The organism is Bacillus sp. LNXM65, assembly GCF_002998575.1.
Lineage (GTDB): Bacteria > Bacillota > Bacilli > Bacillales > Bacillaceae > Bacillus.
Map to the genome: position 1 here is coordinate 111,072 of NZ_PVRB01000005.1, position 21,905 is coordinate 132,976.

At 44.3% G+C, this 21,905-nt stretch carries 22 protein-coding genes; 7 read left to right on the forward strand and 15 right to left on the reverse strand.

The window, feature by feature from the left end; all coding sequences use genetic code 11:
* Positions 1 to 13 precede the first annotated feature (13 nt).
* From C6Y03_RS11340 to C6Y03_RS11370, 7 genes are all read right to left on the reverse strand, one after another.
* Positions 14 to 1,027, reverse strand: a complete 1,014-nt coding sequence (locus C6Y03_RS11340; protein WP_034664037.1) for a 5-oxoprolinase subunit C family protein — start codon at positions 1,025 to 1,027, stop codon at positions 14 to 16.
* On the reverse strand, positions 1,024 to 1,770 hold the full coding sequence (gene pxpB / locus C6Y03_RS11345) for a 5-oxoprolinase subunit PxpB (RefSeq protein ID WP_106039316.1): 747 nt from the start codon (positions 1,768 to 1,770) through the stop codon (positions 1,024 to 1,026). Before pxpB ends, C6Y03_RS11340 begins: the two co-directional genes overlap by 4 nt.
* 18 nt (positions 1,771 to 1,788) lie before the next feature.
* The gene (locus tag C6Y03_RS11350; protein WP_106039317.1) at positions 1,789 to 2,580 is read right to left on the reverse strand and encodes a putative hydro-lyase; all 792 of its coding nucleotides are present in this window, start codon (positions 2,578 to 2,580) and stop codon (positions 1,789 to 1,791) included.
* A 5-nt stretch (positions 2,581 to 2,585) separates the two neighbouring features.
* Positions 2,586 to 3,803 carry an NRAMP family divalent metal transporter gene (locus C6Y03_RS11355; RefSeq protein WP_066031313.1) on the reverse strand — a complete coding sequence of 406 codons (1,218 nt, stop codon included), beginning with the start codon at positions 3,801 to 3,803 and terminating at the stop codon, positions 2,586 to 2,588.
* Positions 3,804 to 3,829: 26 nt separating this feature from the next.
* Positions 3,830 to 4,588 carry a LamB/YcsF family protein gene (locus C6Y03_RS11360; RefSeq protein ID WP_034664046.1) on the reverse strand — a complete coding sequence of 253 codons (759 nt, stop codon included), beginning with the start codon at positions 4,586 to 4,588 and terminating at the stop codon, positions 3,830 to 3,832.
* A gap of 175 nt (positions 4,589 to 4,763) precedes the next feature.
* The gene (locus tag C6Y03_RS11365) at positions 4,764 to 5,543 is read right to left on the reverse strand and encodes a Cof-type HAD-IIB family hydrolase (protein ID WP_370876201.1); all 780 of its coding nucleotides are present in this window, start codon (positions 5,541 to 5,543) and stop codon (positions 4,764 to 4,766) included.
* 103 nt (positions 5,544 to 5,646) lie between these two features.
* Positions 5,647 to 5,916 (reverse strand): excalibur calcium-binding domain-containing protein, encoded by a 270-nt coding sequence (locus C6Y03_RS11370; RefSeq protein WP_080769491.1) that lies wholly within the window; start codon positions 5,914 to 5,916, stop codon positions 5,647 to 5,649.
* Between the two features lie 184 nt (positions 5,917 to 6,100).
* Here C6Y03_RS11370 and C6Y03_RS11375 point away from each other — a divergent pair, with 184 nt between their 5' ends.
* The 3 genes from C6Y03_RS11375 to C6Y03_RS11385 are packed head-to-tail and all read left to right on the forward strand — an operon-like array spanning position 6,101 to position 7,061.
* Complete coding sequence (locus tag C6Y03_RS11375) at positions 6,101 to 6,478, forward strand: VOC family protein (protein WP_066031314.1); 378 nt, start codon at positions 6,101 to 6,103, stop codon at positions 6,476 to 6,478.
* A 24-nt stretch (positions 6,479 to 6,502) separates the two neighbouring features.
* On the forward strand, positions 6,503 to 6,796 hold the full coding sequence (locus C6Y03_RS11380; RefSeq protein ID WP_066031315.1) for a DUF5316 domain-containing protein: 294 nt from the start codon (positions 6,503 to 6,505) through the stop codon (positions 6,794 to 6,796).
* Between the two features lie 25 nt (positions 6,797 to 6,821).
* Complete coding sequence (locus C6Y03_RS11385; protein ID WP_066031316.1) at positions 6,822 to 7,061, forward strand: DUF2651 family protein; 240 nt, start codon at positions 6,822 to 6,824, stop codon at positions 7,059 to 7,061.
* 32 nt (positions 7,062 to 7,093) lie between these two features.
* Here the strand turns inward: C6Y03_RS11385 and C6Y03_RS11390 are convergent, their stop codons facing one another.
* From C6Y03_RS11390 to C6Y03_RS11410, 5 genes are all read right to left on the reverse strand, one after another.
* Positions 7,094 to 7,486 carry a RidA family protein gene (locus tag C6Y03_RS11390; protein ID WP_066031317.1) on the reverse strand — a complete coding sequence of 131 codons (393 nt, stop codon included), beginning with the start codon at positions 7,484 to 7,486 and terminating at the stop codon, positions 7,094 to 7,096.
* Between the two features lie 228 nt (positions 7,487 to 7,714).
* A complete protein-coding gene (locus C6Y03_RS11395) occupies positions 7,715 to 9,463 on the reverse strand; it encodes a methyl-accepting chemotaxis protein (RefSeq protein WP_106039318.1) in 1,749 nt (582 codons plus the stop codon).
* 98 nt (positions 9,464 to 9,561) lie between these two features.
* Entirely contained in the window at positions 9,562 to 10,683 is a 1,122-nt protein-coding gene (locus C6Y03_RS11400) for a mannitol-1-phosphate 5-dehydrogenase (RefSeq protein ID WP_106039319.1), read from the reverse strand.
* Position 10,684: 1 nt separating this feature from the next.
* Complete coding sequence (locus tag C6Y03_RS11405) at positions 10,685 to 11,119, reverse strand: PTS mannitol transporter subunit IIA (RefSeq protein WP_034664060.1); 435 nt, start codon at positions 11,117 to 11,119, stop codon at positions 10,685 to 10,687.
* A 97-nt stretch (positions 11,120 to 11,216) separates the two neighbouring features.
* On the reverse strand, positions 11,217 to 12,659 hold the full coding sequence (locus C6Y03_RS11410) for a PTS mannitol transporter subunit IIBC (protein WP_106031597.1): 1,443 nt from the start codon (positions 12,657 to 12,659) through the stop codon (positions 11,217 to 11,219).
* Positions 12,660 to 13,166: 507 nt separating this feature from the next.
* Here C6Y03_RS11410 and C6Y03_RS11415 point away from each other — a divergent pair.
* The 3 genes from C6Y03_RS11415 (at position 13,167) to C6Y03_RS11425 (ending at position 16,227) form a co-directional block, all read left to right on the forward strand.
* A complete protein-coding gene (locus tag C6Y03_RS11415) occupies positions 13,167 to 14,801 on the forward strand; it encodes a copper resistance CopC/CopD family protein (RefSeq protein WP_106031596.1) in 1,635 nt (544 codons plus the stop codon).
* Between the two features lie 16 nt (positions 14,802 to 14,817).
* The gene (locus C6Y03_RS11420; RefSeq protein ID WP_106031595.1) at positions 14,818 to 15,432 is read left to right on the forward strand and encodes a YcnI family copper-binding membrane protein; all 615 of its coding nucleotides are present in this window, start codon (positions 14,818 to 14,820) and stop codon (positions 15,430 to 15,432) included.
* A gap of 198 nt (positions 15,433 to 15,630) precedes the next feature.
* Positions 15,631 to 16,227, forward strand: a complete 597-nt coding sequence (locus C6Y03_RS11425; RefSeq protein WP_106039320.1) for an NAD(P)H-dependent oxidoreductase — start codon at positions 15,631 to 15,633, stop codon at positions 16,225 to 16,227.
* A 44-nt stretch (positions 16,228 to 16,271) separates the two neighbouring features.
* Here C6Y03_RS11425 and C6Y03_RS11430 read toward each other — a convergent pair whose 3' ends face one another.
* The 3 genes from C6Y03_RS11430 to gabT are packed head-to-tail and all read right to left on the reverse strand — an operon-like array spanning position 16,272 to position 20,367.
* Positions 16,272 to 17,666 carry an NAD-dependent succinate-semialdehyde dehydrogenase gene (locus tag C6Y03_RS11430; RefSeq protein WP_106031593.1) on the reverse strand — a complete coding sequence of 465 codons (1,395 nt, stop codon included), beginning with the start codon at positions 17,664 to 17,666 and terminating at the stop codon, positions 16,272 to 16,274.
* Positions 17,641 to 19,029: an APC family permease gene (locus C6Y03_RS11435; protein WP_106031592.1), complete on the reverse strand. Its 1,389-nt coding sequence runs from the start codon at positions 19,027 to 19,029 to the stop codon at positions 17,641 to 17,643. The genes C6Y03_RS11430 and C6Y03_RS11435 overlap by 26 nt, the downstream gene beginning before the upstream one ends.
* A 21-nt stretch (positions 19,030 to 19,050) precedes the next feature.
* Positions 19,051 to 20,367 carry a 4-aminobutyrate--2-oxoglutarate transaminase gene (gabT, locus tag C6Y03_RS11440; protein WP_106031591.1) on the reverse strand — a complete coding sequence of 439 codons (1,317 nt, stop codon included), beginning with the start codon at positions 20,365 to 20,367 and terminating at the stop codon, positions 19,051 to 19,053.
* A 108-nt stretch (positions 20,368 to 20,475) separates the two neighbouring features.
* On the opposite strand from gabT, the gene gabR reads away from it, so the two are divergent.
* Complete coding sequence (gene gabR / locus C6Y03_RS11445) at positions 20,476 to 21,900, forward strand: MocR-like transcriptional regulator GabR (protein WP_106038521.1); 1,425 nt, start codon at positions 20,476 to 20,478, stop codon at positions 21,898 to 21,900.
* The last annotated feature ends 5 nt before the right edge of the window (positions 21,901 to 21,905 follow it).

Genomic DNA, 21,905 nt, shown 5'->3' on the forward strand with positions numbered 1-21,905 from the left:
TCCATCCCCTTTTCTAAACGAATGCTTCCAGCTTGATTCTGGCAGCCAGCTCCTTCAATTCTGCTTCTTGCTTAAATAGCGCCTGCTCTGCGTCCTGATGATCGATTCGCTTAAAATACAGATTCGCCCCAGGCATCGCTTGTGCAATGAGCGGCAGATCGACCGTCGCTACTTCTCCAATACGCGGGTATCCTCCTGTTGTTTGCCGATCTGCCAGCAGAATAATCGGCTGGCCGTCAGGAGGAATTTGAATAGAACCAAAGGCAACCGCCTCTGAAATCAATTCAAGCTTTTCTTTCAAATGAACCGGCTCCCCCTTCAAACGGCAGCCCATGCGATCTGATTGAGGCGTGACTTGGTAAGGCTGTTCGAAAAAGGTGTGTTGAGATATTTCTTGAAAAAAAGAAAGGTGTCTCCCTGGCAGCACCCGAATCACGGGCGATTTCCGCAGCGGCAAAAAATGCGTATGACTTACAGTCCAATCGGGTGCGCTGTACGCCGCCTGTTTCACTTCGCTTTTGAGCCTATCAGACAATCGATCCGCTACGATTGAAGGCTTTCCAATGGACAGGACGTCTCCTTTTTCAAGCGGACGTCCGTTCAATCCACCTATTCCTGCTCTCACATAGGTGCTTTTGCTCTGCATGACCGGCTCCACATCGAATCCACCTGCCACAGCAAGGTAAGCGCGGCAGCCTCTCTTACAAGGACCAAAGGTGATCGTGCTTCCTGATCGAACAAAGAGCGGCTTCCATAAAGGGGCTGGCTCTCCATCGATGTCGATTTCCACATCAGCGCCAGTCACTGCAATAAGCTCATCCTTTTGACACGTCAACACAGGACCCGGCCCCATTAATGTTATTTCCAGTACGGCTTCGTTTTCCTCGTTGCCTGTGAGAATGTTGGCAATTCTAAGTGAGAGCGGGTCCATGCCGCCGCTCGTTAAGACGCCATACTTTTGATAGCCTTTCCGCCCTTTATCTTGAATGGTTGTGAACATTCCTGACTTGATGACATGAATACTCAACGTTCTGCCTCCTTCATGCTGAAAAATTCCTTTTCAGACATTTGGACAAATCTGACCTCGTCTCCTGCTCTCAATAGACTTGGGACTTTCTCGTCTGGGTAAAAGAGTGGCAGCGGGGTTTGTCCAATGAGCTGCCAGCCGCCAGGTGTGGAAATGGGGTAAACGCCGGTCTGCTTTCCCGCAATGCCGACAGATCCTTTTGGAATGGACATTCTCGGTGTTTCCCTGCGCGGGGCTGCGATCTCTTCAGACAGCCCGCCTAAAAATGGAAACCCCGGGGCAAATCCAATCATATAGACAAGATACGTCCCTGCAGTGTGAATACGCACGACTTCCTCAGTCGTTAAACGATTGATCCGGGCGACTTCTTCTAAATCAGGTCCCAGCTCTCCCCCGTAGCAGACTGGAATATCGACGATGCGGCGCTTCGACTGAACCCCCTCCTGCCATTTCTCTTCAAGAAGTGTTTCAATATAGTTTTTCACCCATTCATACGGAGACAAGTCCATTTTTTGAAGGTGGGCAGATTGATAAACGGTATATGGCTCGTAAAAAACAGTCACGTTTGTAAAGGCTTGAACAGCTTCCACATATCCGGCAAATGGATGCTGCTCAATACACGAAAACAGCTGCACAACACGCTCATGAATCTCTTCACATATGTCTGCTCCTGCTTGGATAACGATCGCTGCATCTCCTAGCGGGTGGAAGGTGATAAAATCTTTTATCGTTGAAAATGCCACTTGAGGATCCCTCTCTTTCTAAAGCACACCGAGCTGTTGATCTCTTTGATCTGTGATGAACATATGCCCAGGTGCATGGGTAATCGCAATGTCTGGTTTTGTATGCATGACAATGGCTTGCGGCGTCACACCACATGCCCAAAACACCGGGACTTCTCCTTCTTTGATCACAGATGGTTCTCCAAAGTCCGGCTGATCCACATTGGCAATTCCAATTATCGCTGGGTCGCCTATATGGATGGGGCCGCCATGAACTGACGGGAATCTAGACGTCACTTGTACACTTCTTGTAATTTGATGCGCCGGAATGGGCCTCATGCTGACAACCATCGGGCCATGAAATACCCCTGCTCTTTCACAAGAGATATTTGTTTGATACATCGGAACGTTATGACCGTTTTCAATATGGCGAACAGGGATATCATTCAGCATGAGCGCATGCTCAAACGTAAAACTGCAACCGATGAGAAAGGCAACCATATCATCCTCCCAATAAGCAGAGATATCTGAAACCTCTTCTTGAAGAATCCCTTTTCGGTAAATACGGTATTTAGGAAAGTCCGTACGAATATCCGCTTGGGGTGCCGACCTTCTCGGCACTGGATCACCCGGCTCCAGTACATCAAGCAAGGGGCATGCAGCCGGATTGCGCTGACAAAACAAAAGAAAGTCAAAGGCAAGTTCCTTTTTAACGATCATTAAATTGGCTTGAGCATATCCCTCTGCTAAACCCGCCGTTGGTCCTGTGATTTCTTTTTTACGAATCAACTCTCTGATCTGTGAAGGCTCATATGTTTGATCAATACTCATTCAAATCAACTCCATAGTTTCGGGATTTCAGTCATAATGGTATATCCGCCCATCAAAGCCATGATGATGACAACCAATGCACCTGACGCTGTCAAAAAGAATGGATGACGGTAATCGCCGACAATTTCTTTCTTATAGGCCGCAACCAGCAAGGTGCCAAGAGCGAGAGGTAAAATCAATGCATTGATCGCCCCAACTAAAACTAATATGTTCACAGGTCGTCCGATCGTAATAAAACAAATAGTAGAGAGGGCAATAAAGCCGATGATAATGCCACGTTGATTTTGCTCAATTTTTGGCGAGAAGGTTTTAAAGAAAGAAACAGATGTGTAAGCCGCTCCAATAACCGATGTAATCGCCGCAGCCCACATAATGATCCCGAACATTTTATATCCAACATTTCCAGACGCTAACTGGAATACAGAAGCAGGCGGATTCGCTGGATCAATCTGTAAACCCTTTGAGACCACTCCTAGCACGGCTAAAAATAAAGCGACACGCATCACAGATGTAATCAGGATGCCGAAAACAGAGCTTTTTGTCACTTGAGGAAGTGCATCCTTCCCTTTAATTCCAGCATCCAATAGACGATGTCCGCCAGCAAAAACGATATAGCCGCCAACTGTCCCCCCGACAAGTGTCACAATCGATAGAATATCAATTTCTTCTGGGACAAATGTTCTGAGTGCTGCTTCCCCAACGGGCGGTGCTGTTGAAATCGCCACATACAGCATCAGGCCGATCATGACAAAGCCTGCTACCTGTGTGAAACGGTCCATCGCTTTTCCAGCCTCTTTGATCACAAAGATCAGAATGGCAATGACAGCACTGACCCCTGCTCCGATTCGCGGATCGACTCCGAAGATGACCTGAAAACCGAGACCAGCACCAGCGATATTTCCGATGTTAAAGGCAAGTCCCCCAATGACAATCAAAAAGGCCAGCACATAACCGAGCCCCGGCAGAACCATATTCGCAATATCCTGACCTCGCTTTTCTGACACGGCGATGATGCGCCATACATTCGTTTGTGCAAAAATATCCAACAAAATAGAGATGAGAATGACAAACCCAAAGCTAGCCGCAAGCTGCTGTGTAAAGACAGTCGTTTGTGTTAAAAATCCCGGTCCTATTGCGGACGTCGCCATTAAAAAGGCTGCGCCCATCAGCATAGAACGATTCCCCTTTGGTGCCTTCGTGTGCTTGACTTCCTCTTTTTTCATGCTGTTTCCCCCTTTGATGACGATTTTTATTGAAAGGCTTTGAGATGAATACTCGCTTCTTTTAGTTTTGATGTAATGGTTTTGGCAAATTGAAGCGCATGGCTGCCGTCTCCGTGAATACAGACCGTATCTGCTTTAAGCAAAATATCTTCCCCTTGAACGGTACGAACCTTCCCTTCTCGCACCATACGAACGACCTGCTGAACTGCCCGTTCATCATCTTCAATGAGTGCATGTGGTTCGCGGCGAGATGTCAGCGTCCCGTCTGCTTGATAGGTCCGATCAGAAAATACTTCATGAGCCACTTGAAGGCCAATTCTCTCACCTGCTAACGCAAGTTCACTGCCTGAGAGACCGAATAACACAAGACTTGGATCGACATGATACACAGCCTTTGCAATCGATTCAGATAATTCAGTATTTTTAGCCGCCATGTTGTAAAGGGCGCCGTGCGGCTTGACATGCTGCATCGTGCCGCCTTCTGCCTTGAGAAAGGCAGATAGAGCGCCAATTTGATAGACGACGAGATCATAGGCTTCCTCTGCCGAGATCGCCATTGGACGTCTGCCAAAGCCGACCAAATCTTGCAAACCTGGATGCGCACCAATTTGGACCCCTTTATCCAGCGCCATTCTGACCGTTTTTCTCATGACCGTTGGATCTCCTGCATGAAAACCGCAAGCAATGTTGGCTGACGTGACATATTCAAGAATTTGTTCGTCCGCACCGATTGTGTATTGACCAAAGCTTTCTCCCAAATCACAGTTGATATCCACTTGATACATAGGATCCCTCCTTGTTGTTCCGAATAACGGAATATAAAGTCCGAATATTCGAATTTATATTGATTATATCAATTTTGGATAGATTGCACATGACATTGTCAGAAAACATAACAATAGAACTAGGAGAAATTAAAAAAGCGAGAGGATATCGCCTCTCGCTTTTTCATCATGTTCTTCATTTAGATAGCACCCAATGTTGGATGGCTTTTGCTACACCGTGTTCTGTGTTAGGAGCTGTAATCCAATCAGCGGCTTCTTTCACCACTTCTTGCGCATTTCCCATCGCAATTCCTAATCCGGCTTCTTGAATCATGGCCATATCATTTAGGCTGTCGCCAAGTGACATGACATTGTCCATCGTACAGCCAATGCGTTCTGCTACCTTTGCAAGAGCCGCAGCTTTGTTAATCCCTGCCGCATTGACTTCGATATTGGTCGGACTTGAATTTGTGATCTCTAGATGCTCATTTGCTTTCAATGTATTAAGTACTTCCTCACGAACGTCATCATCATGAATATCAAAGCCAAATTTCAACCATTCATGGTCATGAATTCGTTCTGGGAATTCACCTCTCCACACTTTCTCCACAGTGGAAGCCCAGTAATCGGTTTCGAACCTATTTTTTAGATCCCACATCATTTGGACGTGATCAGGATGCAGCAGATCTCGTTCGATCAGTTGGAAGTTTGAATCCCAGATTTCACTTCCATTTGCTGTCACAAGGTAAGAAGACAGCTTAAGCGGCTCAACCAGCTCTCGGCATGTCATCAGTGTGCGCCCTGTGCTAATCACCACATGGACCCCTTTTGCTTCAGCATCTTTAATGGCTTGTTTATTTTCCTCTGGAATGACGTGTTCACTGTTTAACAGCGTGCCATCCATATCAATGGCAATCAATCGGATGTCTTTCTTATCAGCTTGTATGGACAAATTGAGTACCCCACTTTGTATCATTTTTTGTAACTATCTTTATTTTAATATAAAGAGGAAGCTGGCACAAAGGGACGAGTTTGATCCCATAGAAAAAAGACCTTGTTACAGGTCTCTTCGCATTGGCTTAGCGTTCACACGCAATGCCGTCTTTATCACGGTCAAGTCGCATATTTTTTTGGTAAAGTGCTTTTGACACATACGGTTTGTACTTTGTTTTGCCGCCTTTGTTTTTCGTGTTTTTGCTTTTTGCCACGCCGCCTTTATAGACTTTGTTCAGTGCTTTGCAGTTTTTGTAGGACTTGACCGTTTTTGCATCTGCAGTGTGGGTGTCGACTTGTGTAAAGCTTAGTAAAAGACCTAATGACAAGACAGCCACCATGATTTTTTTCAACATGTATGATCCCCCTATTTTTTCTATTTTTACATTTTTATCATATGTCACCACTTTTTGTTTTTCAAGACTATTGCGCTAAAAAAATTGATTTTTTTGGAATAAAATGTGCTTTATCTCCTGTGTGGTACAATGAGTGGGAAACCTTTCCGTTTTTGACACGTATATGAAAAGAGGAGTTTTTCACATGAAAATGAAATATACCATTCTATATGTAAACGATGTTGAGGCAAGTATTCATTTCTATCAACATGTACTTGGCTTTCCTATGAAACTCAGGGTTGAATCCTATGTTGAGTTTGATACTGGAGATGTGACATTGTCAATTAACTCACGTCAGGATGTCAAAGATGCACTTGGATTGCCTGTCCCTGAAGCAAATCAATCCTCTCAAACGTTTGAGATAGGGTTTGTTGTGGATGACGTGGATCAAACCATTGCATCAATGAAGGAAAAAGGGGTTCCGATCATCAAAGAACCTGCAAAGAAACCATGGGGTCAAACCGTCGCTTATGTCGCTGATCCTGATGGTCATTTCATTGAAATATGTGATGCCATCTCCTAATCTTCTTTGAAGGAAGTGATCAGCATGAGAAAAAAACATGCCTTTATCGCCGGTGTTTGCTCAATGATTGTGATTTGCAGTGCCGCTATTATTTTGCAGCACCATGAGTGGATAGGGTGGATCAGTGGTGGAATCTCTATTATTGGCGTCATGATGTCTGGACTTCTAATGGGGGCTTGGACAAGCGGGGAAGAAACGCGGGCAGCCTATCATTCTGAAACAAAAGAGCACCGCATATGGCGTCTTGATACGGCCTTTCTCATTATGATCTTTGCACTTCCGCACATGGCAGTGTCGATCTTTTATGTTTTGATGTAAACACTTGTTAAAAGGAGTTCGTGATATGGCTGTTTTTGTCTTATTCGTTGTATTTGGCTTCCCCATTATTTCCGTGCTGATTGGCATTTTTGGCACAATGCTTTTGAAGAATGTTTGGATGCCAACTTTGATTGTCCTGTTAGCCAGCGTCATTCTTATGTACACATACATTGGCGGGGATGAATCCTTTCTCATTTGGGTCGTCATCTACACCGTCTTTACGTTGATCGCTGCATGGATGACAAAGCGGTTTCGATTCAAGTAAAAAAGAACAGTTTGCACTGTTCTTTTTTTTGATCATATATCGGCGCACCATAGCTCAATTTCAATTTTCAGCTCGGGCCATCCTAAAGCTGATACATAAGCAACCGTCATTGATGGGTAAGCTGTTTTAAAGATCGTATCCCACTGAGGATATAGATGGTCCCAGTCGATTTCTTCCGTTGCCCATATATTGACCTTGATGACATGCTCTTCGTTCAATCCTTCTGATTCAAGGATTTTTTTGATATTTTCAAACGTATTGGTTACCTGGTCGTTTAAACTTGATGGTACCTGTCCATCCATATCTGTTCCGACTTGACCCGATGTAACAAATAATCCCGCGCCCTTTGGTACTCTTGTGATATGACTATAGTTGCCAACGGGCTTCGGCATACTTTCTGGGTTTTTTCTCGTGATTTTTTCCATGTTATATCCCTCACTCACTTTGATTTTTCTGCTAGATTCTTCCTCATGTAGACAGACTTCACCAATTTCTATCTATTCTAAAAGAAAACAGCAGTGGAGTATCCATAGCCACAAGGTAAGAACATCAATATTTTCTTTTTCATGACCGGTACACTCCTTTTGATTGCGTGAGCAAGGTTTTTAGATTAACTACATAGTACCTGACAAGTGACACACAGTCAAAATGATTTATAGACGATAACGTGCAATGTCCTGATTCAATCGTATGCTTAGTTCATTGAGTCTTTCTGCTGCTTTTGCCACATTGGAGATGGCTGTCACTTGTTCGTCTGTGGATGCGGTGATCTCTTCGGTCGCAGCGGCATTTTCTTGAGAAATATGGGCTGCGCCTTGCATGGCTTTTGTGATGAGGTCGTTTTGCTCCAGCAATGCATTCAGCTCTTTTGCCATTGCGTCTGTTTCAACGATGGTTTGTGAAATCGACGTAGAGATGGCATTGAATTCATGTTCTGTGGCATGTACCGCTTTATCTAACTCAGCAAAACGATCCATTGTCTTGGACATCATACCGGCTGTTGCCGTCGTTTCTTCTTTAATGCCTTGTACCATTTGCTGAATTTGAACGGCTGATTGCTTTGTCTGCTCAGCTAAATTCCGCACTTCACTCGCCACAACCGAGAAGCCTTTGCCGTGCTCTCCTGCACGTGCTGCTTCAATGCTTGCATTCAGCGCTAGTAAATTTGTCTCATTTGAAATGCTTTCAATCGTATCTGTAATTTTAGAGATATCCTGTACTTTTGTACTTAGCTGCTCAATGCCTGCTCTAATGCCTTGAGACGCTTGTATGGATTGTTCATTTGATTGTTTTAATTTCTGAACAATTTGCTGGCCCTGCTGCGATGATTGACTCGATTGGTCAGAGATTCGTTTAATTTGATCGCTTTGTTCTTTGACATTTTCGATGGATTGATTGAACTGGGTCATTTGTTGATTGGCTGCATCAAGGTCAGATGCCTGATGAAGCGTTCCGGTCGATATGTCGCCAATGGCTCGGCCAATTTCTTCACTGCTGGCTGAGGTTTCTTCAGATATCGCCGATAAATCTGTCGCTGATTCAACAAGCTGGCTGCTCGTTTTCTGTAGACCGCTCACAAGTGTCCTGAGTTCTCCTGACATATGATTAAAGCCTTTTGCCAGCTGTCCAATTTCATCTGTTGTTTCTTTTAAACTCGTGCGTTCAAGATTCCCCGCCGCAATTTCTTTTGAAGCAGCAGTGACTTGCTTGAGCAGCCTGACTTTTCCTCGAGCAGCTAAATAAAAGACGCCAAGACTTAGAAGAGCAACACCTGCTGTAATGAGCATGATATAGAGCTTCATCTGCTCTAATTCTTTATAAAATTCATCCTGAAAGACGGCGATACCGATACTCCAATTCCAGGGCGTGAACTGACTCATATAGGCAAGCTTTTGTTTTTCTTCCCCGGTGGCATCGTCCTTATCTAAATAGGTCACATAGTGTGCATCCTCGCCTTCTGATTTGGCTCCAGCGACCATTTTTTCACGATTGGTCGTGTTATCTGGAATGACGCCAATGTCGTTGACAGGATGGACTTGAGAGGAATAATCTGCTCCATATGCGACGAGATAGCCTTTATTTTTATAGATAAAATCTGATTTTTGAAATTGGTACCCTTTCCCGTTGTCATTTTTAGGCCCGCTCAAGTAAATACGGGCTTGTTCCTGCGCCTGTTCAAGCGTCAGTTCTTTTTTCTCTACACGATCATTCAACTGTTCAAGTGTGGCCATTGCTCCGCTGACGATGTGCTTTAAATCTGCTTTCCCCGCATCAATTAAGACATGTTTCGCTAACAAATACCCCGTTGTCCCAACAAGTCCGCCGGTTAAGATCGTGATCACGATAATGGCAGACATTAATTGAAAAAAGACACTTCTTGACGCAAACGTTTTCTTTTTCATATACAAATTCCCCCTTACATCATATATCGTCAAGCGGGGAAAACTATTAAAAAAGTCGTAAAAAAATCCCTTTCACTCGTTGGAAAGGGATTTTCTGATTATCGAGCTGTTTCTTTCAGAATGGCTTGATAGAGATCGTCTGTTGGCGTGAGGCCACATACTTCTTCCAGCACACCTTCAATGCCTTTTTCTTTTCTTAATGCCTGCAAACGAACCGCTTCTTCGTCTTCGGCAAAGTCATAAGCGAGAGCTGCAGCGATACCTTTGATTAAGTACACTGGCTGTTTGATCTTTTTCGCTGGACCGATTAAACGGTCGTCTGCTCCCAGCTTTCTAAGAGGAGAACGTGCGACACGAGTGACTTCGTCGGAGATAAAAGCATTTTCGAATCGTTTGATGATTTTTTGAATATAGGCATCATGTTCTTCTTTCTGAAAGCCATATGTGTCGATTAAATAACTGCCTGTTTCACGAAGTGCTTCTTCAATAACTCGGCGAATCTCTGGTGTATCGACGGCTTCTTTAATCGTTTGAACGCCTTGCTGATACCCGACATAAGCAGCTAGTGCATGCCCTGTGTTGACAGTAAAGAGTTTGCGCTCAATATACGGCGTCAAATCTTTTACAAAGGTTGCTCCTTCAATCTGAGGAACGTCACCAATAAAGCCAGTCTCATCAATGACCCACTCGAAAAAAGGCTCAACTGATACTTTCAGAATGTCCTCATGGTGCTGAATCGGAACAATGCGGTCCACAGCAGCGTTTGGAAAACCAACTGTTTGTGACAACGCTTCTTGTTCCTCTTCTGTTAAATGAGAGAAAACGGCTTCTTTTAAATGAGAGCTGCCTCCAATCATATTTTCACATGCCACGATGTTGATGATATGGTCAGGCTTTTTCTGTTTTAATCCTTCAGCAATCGATGAAGCTATGATCTTCAAAACGGCTGGTCCAACAGCTGTTGTAATTAAATCGGCTGATGCGACGGCCTCTGTTAATGCCGCTGTGTCTTGTGCAGAATTGATCGCTTTCACTGGGCCGACTACTTCTTGTTTTTGACCCGGCGCTGCGAGTTCAACCGTGTATTCTCCTCTTTCATTCAGCTCGTTGAGGACCGCTTCATTTACATCGGTAAAGACAAGCTCAAAGCCTGATGTTTTTAACAAAGATCCGATAAACCCTCTGCCGATATTTCCTGCTCCAAAATGAAGTGCCTTCATGTTAGTTCACCTCGTTAAAAATGGCGATCAGTTCATCCTGATCCTTTGCATGGATGATGCGTTCTACATTTTCTTCTTCTGAACAGACAATCGCAATTTGAGAAAGAATATCAAGGTGTTCGTTGTTTTTACCAGCGATGCCAAAGACAACTTTGGCGATATTTCCTTCTCCGTATTCAACACCTTCTGGAATTTGAATGATGGAAATCCCAGAATGAAGGACAGCCGCTTTCGCATCCTCTGTTCCATGAGGAATCGCAATCCCGTTGCCCATAAATGTAGATGAGATATTTTCTCTTTCAAACATTTTGTCAACATAATCACTTGTGACATAGCCGTTTGCCACTAGGACCTCGCCCGCTTTTTTAATGGCTTCTTCTTTTGAGCCTGCTTGTTCGTTTAGAAAAATATTGTCTTTTGAAAGTACTTGTTTCATGAATGATCACACACCTTTTTTTAGAATGGAAAATCAGAAAAACAACCAAAACGGGGAGTTCAATAAAGAAAAATTGAACTCAACCCGTTTCGTCATGTTATTTTTTCAATTTCTCAATCAGCTCATCGTATTTCGGGCTGTTTAAGAAATTATCAACTGAGATATGCACAGCGCCCGGCAGTTTCGCCTTGGCTCTGTCTGTTAAATCTTTATGAGTAAAGACCACATCGGCGTCATCTGGGATGTTGCTGATGGATGTGTTTGTCACATCAATATCAAGCTCTGCCTTTTTGACTTTATTCTTTAAGATGGATGCGCCCATCGCACTTGAGCCCATTCCTGCATCGCAGGCAAAGATGATTTTGTTCACGTCATCTGGATTGACATCACTTGGAGATGCTGCTTGCTCATTTGCTTCAGCATCTTCTTTTTGAGCTGTAAGAGCGGCGGCTGCAGCGCTTTTCTTCCCTTTCATGTCCTGCATCTTTTCTGTTGCTGCTGTTAGATCCTCATCAACAGCTTTTGAAGCCTTCAAAATCACAGAAGCGACAAGGAATGATACGACGGCTGCCACGACAACACCTGCAAGAACAGCAAGGTGTCCGCCTTTTGGTGACATCAGCATGAGGGCGATAATACTTCCTGGTGACGGCACAGCCTTTAAGCCTGCATTTAACAGGGAAAAGGTCAGAACGCCGCTTGCTCCCCCTGCAATCACCGCCAAAATGAGCTTTGGTTTCATTAAGATGTACGGGAAGTAAATCTCATGAATTCCTCCTAAGAATTGAATGACAATCGCACCCGGTGCAGACTGTTTCGCATTTCCTCTACCAAAGAACATGTACGCAAGTAGAACACCTAACCCTGGTCCTGGGTTTGTTTCAAGCAAGAACAGAACGGACTGCCCTGTCTTTGCCGCTTGCTCCACCCCTAAAGGACCTAAAATTCCTTGGTTAATCGCATTGTTTAAGAACAAGACTTTCGCTGGTTCAATGAAAATACTTGCCAGCGGAAGCAAATGTGCATTCACAATGATATCTACACCTGCTGCAAGGGCTTTATTTAGACCAAGTACCACTGGGCCGATGGCGTAGAAGGCAATCGCGACAAGAATGGCACCTAGAATCCCTGCCGTAAAGTTATTCACAAGCATCTCAAAGCCCGATTTGATTCGATCTTTGAACAGCTGATCAATTTTCTTAATCAAGTAACCGCCAAGTGGTCCCATGATCATGGCACCTAAAAACATTGGAATGTCCGAACCGACAATGACCCCAATCGTCGCGGTTGCACCGAGTACCCCGCCTCGATGGTCGTATACGAGCTTACCGCCTGTGTAACCGATTAAGAGCGGCAGTAAGTAGTTGATCATTGGACCAACAAGTGAAGCTAATTGTTCATTTGGCAAATAGCCACTCGGAATGAACAATGCCGTAATGAGTCCCCAAGCGATAAATGCTCCAATATTCGGCATAATCATGCCGCTTAAATAGCTTCCAAAGCGCTGTACTTTTACGCGGAATCCGCTTTTTTCCTGCATCTATGAAAACTCCTTTCTTCTCTCCCTTTATTCAGGGCTTTATAGGTCAAAAGATATAAGAACAAGTGTCAGTGAAGCCCTTAACCTTATCGTAAAACGCTTTCACTTTCCCTTCAATTGAAACTAAATGTCACTTTGTCACTTAGTGTGTGACAAAATTGAAATATGATGTGAATTCTCTGTCAGAGCATAGGACAAATGGAGTAAAAAGGTTGACGTGCCGTGGTTTTGATGCAAAATTCATTGGAATTTCACAACTTTCAAATAGTCTCTTCTTGTTTCCTCTTCTTAAATCGACTAGGCTTATACATGATCAAACCTATTCAATCAAGAAATGTCTGCGCAGACATGACACAGAAAAAGTGAACCATCTTGCTGTTTGTTTCGTTTACCTTTTAGAGTGAGCGGCACAATAGGAGGAGCGGTTTTTTCTGTGACTCACAGTTTACTGCCGCTTTCTTTCTGATACATGAGACATTTTCATAGGTAGAAAGGCGGTTATTTATCTTGTTGAAACATAGTAAGTGGATTCTGCTCCTTATCGTCACGTTCGCTTTTTTCATTCCAAAGGAAGCAGTTGCTCATGCATACGTCGTCAGCTCAAATCCAGCGGCAAATGAAGAGCTGGAGAAGCAGCCTCCTTCAGTCTCTATCACATTTAGTGAAGGAATCGAAAGTGGATTTCATGCCATTAAGGTGCTAAATGCAAAAGGTGATCGTGTGGATAAAGGAGATACGGTCATTAAAGATCAAAAAATCATGGAAGCTGCTTTAAAAAAGGATTTACCAAAGGGGATTTATACCATTCAGTGGAATGCGGTATCAGCAGACGGACACTCTGTCTCTGGCATGATCCCGTTTAGTATTGGCAAAGCGGGTGGCGGTTTTGACCAATTAGATCAAGGTCAAACGAATGAATCCATCGATGTAGCCTCGACCATTGATAAAGCCTTACTTTATACGTCGTTTAGCTTATTTCTCGGGACCATTTTGTTTGGACTGTTTTGGTTTAAAACAGCCATTTCTCCTGTATTAGTGAAACGAATGAAACGGCTTTTGACTTTGTCACTGATCATGATGGGCGGAGCACTCGTGTTCCAGCTGCCAATTCAAACAAAATCAGCGGCAGACGTGTCCTTTTTGGGGGCATTTCAACCATCCCTCTTACAAGAAACCATTGCGTCGACTTCTGGCGGTAGTTTGTGGATGATGCTCATGGTGTCATTTGTTCTTCTGACCATTTGGAGCATAGTCGCGATGAAAAAAGGGGATTTCACATCTTTTCGGGTCTGGTTGTTTCCACTGCTCTTATTCGCAGTGCTTCTCTGGCTGAAGGCACAAATCGGACATCCAGCAGCAACCGATAATAAAATACTGACAACGTCACTTGATTTCATCCATCTCGTTTCTGCATCGATCTGGGTCGGTGGTTTAACAGCCATTGTGCTTTTATTGTTGAAGAAGCTGCCAAATGAAGATCAGCCGCTCATCCGAAATACATTAAATGCGTTTCACCCTTGGGCACTGCTCTCTGTTGGACTCATTGTGTTTTCAGGATTTGTGAATGCCATCTTCATTTTGCAATCGTTTGATGCTCTTTTCCAATCAGCGTACGGAAGAACCTTTTTAATCAAGCTTGGTTTATTTATCATGATGGGCCTTCTAGGACTTGTCCATTACTTGATGCTGAGATGGGAAAAGAAACAGAAACAAAACGTTTCGTTACGAGCTGAGTGGATCATCGGAATCGCCATTTTGTTATTAACGGCTGTGTTTACCAATATTCCGAGCCCTCCTCCGCCTGCACCTGAGCCATTCTTCGGCGCAAACCAAGTGGAGCATCGTGACATTGTGTCCATGAGCATTACCCCGAATGCTCCGGGGAAAAACACATTCGAGGTCGCATTTACGAAGAAGGATGGACAAACGATTACAGATATTCAATCTGTGTCAGCCAAGATCCATAAAGTCGCCTTATTCGGGGAAGAGAAACCGAGTGAATTTCAGCTGAAACGATTAAAAAATGGTCATTTCTCTGCTGAAAACCTCTTGTTAAATGAAAAAGGTACTTGGAAAATTGAAATCCATGCATTAACTGGTTCTTTTGAAAATATCGATACCACATTTATTAGAAGAAACTAAAAGGAGTTCATACCATATGAAAAAATACGTTAAAGCTTTATTACCAATGCTTCTCGCTTCATTTTTATTGGCGATTCCTGTGAGTGCTCATGTCACAGTCAAGCCTGATACGTCTGCGACAAATGCGTGGGAAACCTATACGTTAAAAGTTCCTTCTGAGAGTGACAGTCCAACCACTAAGGTTGTCGTGACAATACCTAAAGGTGTAGAATTCCAGCAATATGAGCCAGTCCCTGGATGGAACACGTCAACTGAAGAAAAAGATGGCAAGGTGACAAGAGTGACTTGGGAAGCAACGGGTAAAGGCGTGCTTGCCGGACAGTTCCAGCAATTCGTTTTTGTAGCGAAAAACCCTGAAAAAGCAGGTGAAGCTGCATGGGATGCATATCAATATTATAAAGATGGAACGGTCGTTGAATGGACAGGCGATAAAGATGCTGATAAGCCGCATTCCATCACAAACATTGTGGCATCTAATACGGTAACGGATTCACATGGACAAGAAAAACCAAAAGAAGAAAAGGCATCTGAAACAGCCTCCAACTCTTCCTCACCACTTGTGCTAGGGTTGTCCATTGCTGCTCTAGTCGTAGCACTGATTGCACTGGGACTTGCTTTTAGAAAGAAATAATTGATTCGTAAGCGATCGTTTTCACGGAAACGATCGCTTTCATTTCTATCCACCTTATTTGAACACGAGATGCAAGGCTTTGCCTGCAAACTAGGACGATCAACTTCCATTTTCCCAACCTATTATTACCAACATAGGATTGAATAGGATAATGGTGCATGCCATAATGAGACACATGACCACCTAGGAGGCTATGAGATGAACCATCTAATTATATTTGCTCATCCCCAGCAAAGCTTAAATCAAACCTTATTAGATCTTGTTGTCAGCACTCTTTTGAACAATGGTCATGAAGTGACTGTTCGTGATGTCTATGCTCTTGGTTTTTCGCCAGAGCTAAGCATGTTGGAAAAGGCTGCGATCAAACGGGGTGATGTCCCAATTGCCATTCAAACAGAGCAGAAGCTGATTCAGCAAGCAGATGTCCTAACGTTTATTTTTCCCATTTGGTGGACAGGCTTACCCGCTATGCTAAAGGGCTATGTAGAACGCGTTTTTTCTGAGGGCTTCGCTTATCAAATCAATGAGCAGGGGGCTATTGAAAACCTGCTTCGGCACAAAAAAGGTGTCATTATCAACACGCACGATGCTCCAAGGACCTTTCTTGACTCTAAGCGGATCATTTCCGCCTCCCATCGCATGACAACAGATACAGAAGTCTTCAATTTTATTGGTGTTGAGCCTGTTGAACGACTTTTGTTCAGCAGCATGGAGCAGGCACCAGCAGATTACATCCACGAAATTCTGAAAGAAACAAAAGAAACGGTGGAGCATCTTTTTCCGCCGGCTGTTTAACATAAAAAAGACTGCCAAGATTCCTCAGGCAGTCTTTTTCACGTTTATTCGTCTAAACCAATGGATACATATTTGGTTTCTAAATACGGTTCGATCCCTTCGATGCCGCCTTCACGGCCAATTCCGCTTTCTTTCATTCCTCCGAATGGTGCTTGAACAGCCGATGGGCCGCCATCATTCCAGCCAATGATCCCGTAATCAAGATTCTCTGAGATGTAGAGGCCGTTTCGATAATTTTCTGTAAAGAAATAAGCTGCAAGACCAAAAGGTGTATCGTTGGCTAATTCAATCGCTTCATCTAGCGTTTTGAACGTCGTAATCGGCGCCACTGGTCCAAAGGTTTCTTCATGCATGATGTTCATGGAAGGGTCTACATGTGTGAGAACCGTTGGCTGGACAAAATAATACGACTTTTCATCATCGAAATGCGTATCTCCGCCGACAAGGATTTTCGCCCCTTTATCGACTGCATCTTGAATTTGGCCGACAATTTTATCAAAGCCGCGCTTGTTGATAATTGGGCCGATGGATGTGCCTTCTTCAAAGCCATTTCCCACTTTTAGCTTTTCTACTTCTTTGCTGAAGCCTTGAGCAAATGCTTCATGAATGTCTTCATGCACAATTAAGCGGTTGGCACAGACACAGGTTTGTCCTGCATTACGGAACTTAGACGCCACTGCTTGTTTGACAGCTAGTTCAAGATTGGCATCTTTGTCTACGATGAGCGGAGCATGACCGCCAAGCTCCATTGATACGTGCTTGACTGTACTCGCACTGTTTTTGATCAGATGCTTTCCGACTGGCGTTGAGCCTGTGAACGTGATTTTGCGAATCAATGGACTATCTGTGAATATTTCACCGACTTCTTTTCCATCTCCAACCACCCATTGCAGGGCATCCTCTGGAATTCCAGCTTCGTGGCCTAATTTCACAAGTTCAATAGCCGTCAGCGGCGTGTCTTCAGCAGGTTTCACAATAAACGTACAGCCCGCTGCAAGTGCTGGTGCAGCCTTTCTCGTGATCATGGCTGCTGGGAAATTCCACGGTGTAATGGCCGCAACAGGACCAACTGGCTGCTTTGTGACAAAAAGGCGTTTGTTCGTCGTATGTGACGGAATGGTTCTGCCGTATATCCGTTTGGCTTCCTCTGCGTACCATTCAATGTATCCAGCTGCATAGACGATTTCGCCTAATGCTTCTTGATACGGCTTCCCGTTTTCTTCCGTGATGATTTTCGCGAGCCTTTCTTTATGTTCAATCATGAGGTCAAACCACTTGCGAATGATATTGGCACGTTCATGCGCAGACATTTTTGCCCATGCTTTGAATGCTTTGTGTGAGCGGGTAATGGCGTCTTCGATCTGTTCTTTTGTATGCTGAGCAACTGAAGCAATTTCTTCTCCTGTTGCAGGATTATACACTTTGAGTTCGTTTGTCATGCTCTACCGTCTCCTTCGATCTTGGATTCATTACATATAGTATATACCCAATGAGTGCCCAACCTAAAAGCAATATCCATTCAGCTGGCCATGATAAGGAGGCCGGCATTCCTGGAAAATAAAATGAAAGAAAAAGGAGACTCAGCCCGATAGCTAAAACGCCTGTCGTCCGCCAATACTTAATGCGGTATGGACGCTCAAGCTCTGGTTCTGCTTTTCGAAGTCTCATAAAGGCAATGGACACTATTAAGTACCCAACGATAATTCCGACACCGCCCGCATTGACAATCCACACGAGGGCAGGACGCCCTAGTAATGGAGCAAAAAAAGCCAAAGCACCAAGAAATAAAATGGCATTTGTCGGCGTTTTATACTTTGGATGAATATACGCAAACCATTTGGAAATCATGCCTCTTTCCGCCATCGCATATAGAATACGGCTTGCACCGATGATAAAAGCATTCCAGCTCGTCACAATCCCTGCTACACCGCCAATGACAAGCACTGTTCCAAACGCCTGATGACCGAGCAGCTGCACCATCGCATCTGCTGTCGCCAATGAAGAGGCTTCAAGCTGTCCTTTTGACAGCCCCGCAGCTACCCCAAAGACAATAAGCAGATAAAATACGACCGCACTCACGATGGAGATAATTAATATTCTCCCAATGATTTTCTTTGGCGCATTAATCTCTGCTGCTACTTGCGGAATCACATCAAATCCAACGAATAAAAAAGGAATCATGACTAACACGGCCATAAGACCGCCAACCCCGCCTTGAAACATTGGCTCAAGGTTTGCAAAATCTCCATTAAATGTCGCGCCACCTAAAAGGAGAAAGCCTGTCAAAATAATCGCTACAGTGAACACAGACTGAAAAATGGCCGCAGGCTTTGCCCCAATGTAATTCAGTGCTGTTAAAAACAATGCACCACCAGATCCAATCAACACCCATGTGAAATAAACGTCCCATCCCCCTATATTCCATAGGAAGCCAACATGCTGTGTTGGAATGACATAATCAATAACTGTCGGCAAGGCAACAGCTTCAAACGTAATGACGGACACATAACCAAACAATACGCCCCATGCTGAGACGAACGCTGATTTCATCCCAAATGCCCGCTGGACAAAGACGAGCCCTCCTCCCGTCTCTGGAATTGCAGACGAAAGCTCAGCATACGTGAGTCCAATAAAGATGACGAGAATACCGCCGATGACAAAGGCGATGACACTGCCTAAAAATCCTGCTGTTAAAATCCAATCTCCCGAAAGTACAACCCAGCCCCATCCAAGCATTGCACCAATGGATAAAAACAGTACGTCAGACTGCGACATGGTTTTTGCCATTTGTTGTTTTTGCATACAACCATCCCCCTTTGTTGTTTAGCGTGCTTTGAAGGCGTCCTCGATGATCCCCAGTCCTTCATTCAGCAGCTCATCTGTGATGACAAGTGGTGTTAAGAAGCGAATAATATTCCCATTAATCCCTGCCGTTAATAAGAGCAGCCCGTGCTCATTTGCATATGCTGCAATCGCTGCGGCTGTTTTCTTATCTGGTGTACGCGTTTTTTGATCTTCCACAATTTCAATCGCCGCCATTGCCCCTAATCGGCGGACTTCCCCAATGAATGGATACGTTGTTCTCCAATCATTTGCTTTGTCCTCAATGACTTGTCCAATGTGTTCAGATCGTTGATTCAATTGTTCCGTTTCAATAATATCAAGAACTGCTAGTGCTGCCACACAGCCTAATGGACTTCCTGCATATGTCCCCCCGAGCTCACCTGGATCTGCCGCATCAAGCAGTTCTTTTCTGCCAATAACACCGCTCAGTGGTAATCCAGCAGCAAGAGATTTTGACACCGTGATTAAGTCCGGCACCACATCAAAGTGCTCAATCGCAAAGTATTTCCCCGTTCTCGCAAAGCCTGTTTGGATCTCATCTGCAACAAAGACAATCCCGTGCTGCTGACAGAATGAAGCAACATGCTGAACAAAACGCTTCGTTGGTACAATGAATCCGCCCTCCCCTTGGACTGGTTCCATGACCACACATGCAACGGTTTCTGGTGCAACGGCTGCGACGAAGAATTGATTGAATTGATCAATGATGTACTCATCGTAGGCTGCATCGCTTAATCCTTCTGGCTTTTGATAGTAATAAGGGTACGGCGCTTGATACACCTCTGACGCAAATGGTCCGAACCCAAATTTATATGGCTTGACCTTGCTCGTCATGCTCATCGTCATATTCGTTCTGCCGTGAAAGCCTCTTGTAAACGACACAACGGCCTGTCTTTTCGTATATTTACGTGCAATTTTCACCGCATTTTCAACAGCTTCTGCACCTGAATTGAGAAAAATGGCTTTCTTGTCATGATCGCCTGGTGTGAGGCGGCATAGCTTCTCTGCCAATTCAATATACGATTCGTACATCATGACGTTGAATCCTGGGTGAATCAGACTGTCTGCCTGTGCTTTGACGGCTTCCACAACCTTTGGATGTGAATGGCCTACATTTAATGTACCGATAGCGCCTGCAAAATCGATAAAACGTTTCCCATCGATATCGAACAGCTCGGCTCCCTTCCCCTTCGCTGCAAGATGACGGTTGCCATTACTCACGCCTCTTGCGACGTATTGGTCTCTTTTCCCCTGCCATTCTTCTGTTGAAAAACGGTTTGTTGTCGTTTGACTCATTGTCATCCATCCCCTTTATGTCTTTTTTATTATTCTGAATATTTTTTGGTATGATAGAAAGTACCAATATCATTTTTTTCATGGTACCAGAGAGGAAGGAATGACGAGATGCTGACAATTCAACTAGACCAAACAGGGGCAAACGGATTTATTTATCATCAAATTTATACGAAAATTAAAGGTGAAATTTTAAACCGAAACCTTCAGCCGCACGATCAATTACCCTCAAAACGAGAGTTAGCCGATACATTAAACGTCAGCGTCAATTCAGTGAATGGCGCATATCAGCAGCTGCTTGCTGAGGGATATTTATATTCGGTTGAACGCAAAGGTTTTTTTGTGGAATCATTAGAAACGTTTCATGAGTCAGGTCAGCTGAAACCCTCTTCCCTTCCAGCAGATTTAAAAGAGGAGCCGATTGCACGGGACGACTGGTATTCCTTTTCACATATCTCTGTTGATACAGCCAATTTTCCATTTAAAAGCTGGCTGAAAAGTGAACAAAAGGCGATCAGTCTCCACCAAGAAGCCTTTGGTGAGCTTCCGCATCCACAAGGTGTGTACGAGCTTCGGGAAACGATTGCCCGGTTGATCGGGCTTGCGCGAGGGGTCAAATGCTATCCAGAACAGCTCATTTTAAGTGCAGGCACGCAGTCACTTATCCATTCTTTATCAAGCATTCTTCCAGCCGATCAAGTATACGGATTAGAAAACCCTGGCTATCGCCGGCTCTATCAAATGCTAAAAAACAATCATCACCGAATTGAAACGATTGGCATTGATCAAAAAGGGGTGCGGATGAGTGACATTCAGAAGAAAGAGCCGAATGTGTTGATCATTACCCCTTCACATCAGTTTCCGACTGGCGTCATCATGCCGATTTCACGGCGGATTCAGCTCTTAAACTGGGCAGCCGATCATCCCGGCCGTTATATCATTGAGGATGATTATGACAGTGAATTCAAGTATGGTACAGACAGCATTCCAGCGCTGCAAAGTTTGGATCGATATGACAAAGTCATTTATATGGGGACCTTTTCAAAGTCATTGCTGCCAGGCTTAAGGATAAGCTACATGGTGCTCCCGCAGCATTTATTGAGACGCTATAAGAAAGAACAGCACTTCTTCATTCAAACAGCCAACCTTTTTACACAATACACCCTTCTTCATTTTATAAAAGATGGGGCGTATCAGCGGCATATTAAAAGAATGAATGGTTTATATGAGGAAAAGCGGAAGCAGCTCATTGAAGAGCTCGACACGGTTTTTACTGACAATGTACGGATTATTGGGGAAAATGCTGGACTTCATTTTATCGCAGAGTTCCGCTCAAACCGCACGCAGCATGAGATTTTACAGCGAGCCAAAGAAAGAAAGCTGAAAATGTACGGGATGGACCGTTTTACCCTTGATGAGCAATTGCCGGGGCATCAGGAAGGCTTTGTTCCACTCGTCCTCGGCTTCTCTCATATGCGGCCAGAGGATATTGAGCCGGCGGTGAAAAGACTGTATGAGTCGATTTATGGGAAATAAAACAG

Bases quoted from the DNA above. Each gene is read 5' to 3' on its own strand.
- C6Y03_RS11390 (WP_066031317.1), bottom strand. From the start codon at position 7,486: ATGGAAAAAATCACGAGAAAAAACCCAGAAAGTATGCCGAAGCCCGTT.
- C6Y03_RS11385 (WP_066031316.1), top strand. From the start codon at position 6,822: ATGGCTGTTTTTGTCTTATTCGTTGTATTTGGCTTCCCCATTATTTCC.
- C6Y03_RS11420 (WP_106031595.1), top strand. From the start codon at position 14,818: ATGAAAAAATACGTTAAAGCTTTATTACCAATGCTTCTCGCTTCATTT.
- C6Y03_RS11365 (WP_370876201.1), bottom strand. From the start codon at position 5,543: ATGATACAAAGTGGGGTACTCAATTTGTCCATACAAGCTGATAAGAAA.
- C6Y03_RS11405 (WP_034664060.1), bottom strand. From the start codon at position 11,119: ATGAAACAAGTACTTTCAAAAGACAATATTTTTCTAAACGAACAAGCA.
- C6Y03_RS11430 (WP_106031593.1), bottom strand. From the start codon at position 17,666: ATGACAAACGAACTCAAAGTGTATAATCCTGCAACAGGAGAAGAAATT.
- C6Y03_RS11400 (WP_106039319.1), bottom strand. From the start codon at position 10,683: ATGAAGGCACTTCATTTTGGAGCAGGAAATATCGGCAGAGGGTTTATC.
- C6Y03_RS11435 (WP_106031592.1), bottom strand. From the start codon at position 19,029: ATGCAAAAACAACAAATGGCAAAAACCATGTCGCAGTCTGACGTACTG.
- C6Y03_RS11395 (WP_106039318.1), bottom strand. From the start codon at position 9,463: ATGAAAAAGAAAACGTTTGCGTCAAGAAGTGTCTTTTTTCAATTAATG.
- C6Y03_RS11425 (WP_106039320.1), top strand. From the start codon at position 15,631: ATGAACCATCTAATTATATTTGCTCATCCCCAGCAAAGCTTAAATCAA.
- gabT (WP_106031591.1), bottom strand. From the start codon at position 20,367: ATGAGTCAAACGACAACAAACCGTTTTTCAACAGAAGAATGGCAGGGG.
- C6Y03_RS11410 (WP_106031597.1), bottom strand. From the start codon at position 12,659: ATGCAGGAAAAAAGCGGATTCCGCGTAAAAGTACAGCGCTTTGGAAGC.
- C6Y03_RS11375 (WP_066031314.1), top strand. From the start codon at position 6,101: ATGAAAATGAAATATACCATTCTATATGTAAACGATGTTGAGGCAAGT.
- C6Y03_RS11360 (WP_034664046.1), bottom strand. From the start codon at position 4,588: ATGTATCAAGTGGATATCAACTGTGATTTGGGAGAAAGCTTTGGTCAA.
- C6Y03_RS11350 (WP_106039317.1), bottom strand. From the start codon at position 2,580: ATGAGTATTGATCAAACATATGAGCCTTCACAGATCAGAGAGTTGATT.
- C6Y03_RS11370 (WP_080769491.1), bottom strand. From the start codon at position 5,916: ATGTTGAAAAAAATCATGGTGGCTGTCTTGTCATTAGGTCTTTTACTA.
- C6Y03_RS11380 (WP_066031315.1), top strand. From the start codon at position 6,503: ATGAGAAAAAAACATGCCTTTATCGCCGGTGTTTGCTCAATGATTGTG.
- gabR (WP_106038521.1), top strand. From the start codon at position 20,476: ATGCTGACAATTCAACTAGACCAAACAGGGGCAAACGGATTTATTTAT.
- C6Y03_RS11355 (WP_066031313.1), bottom strand. From the start codon at position 3,803: ATGAAAAAAGAGGAAGTCAAGCACACGAAGGCACCAAAGGGGAATCGT.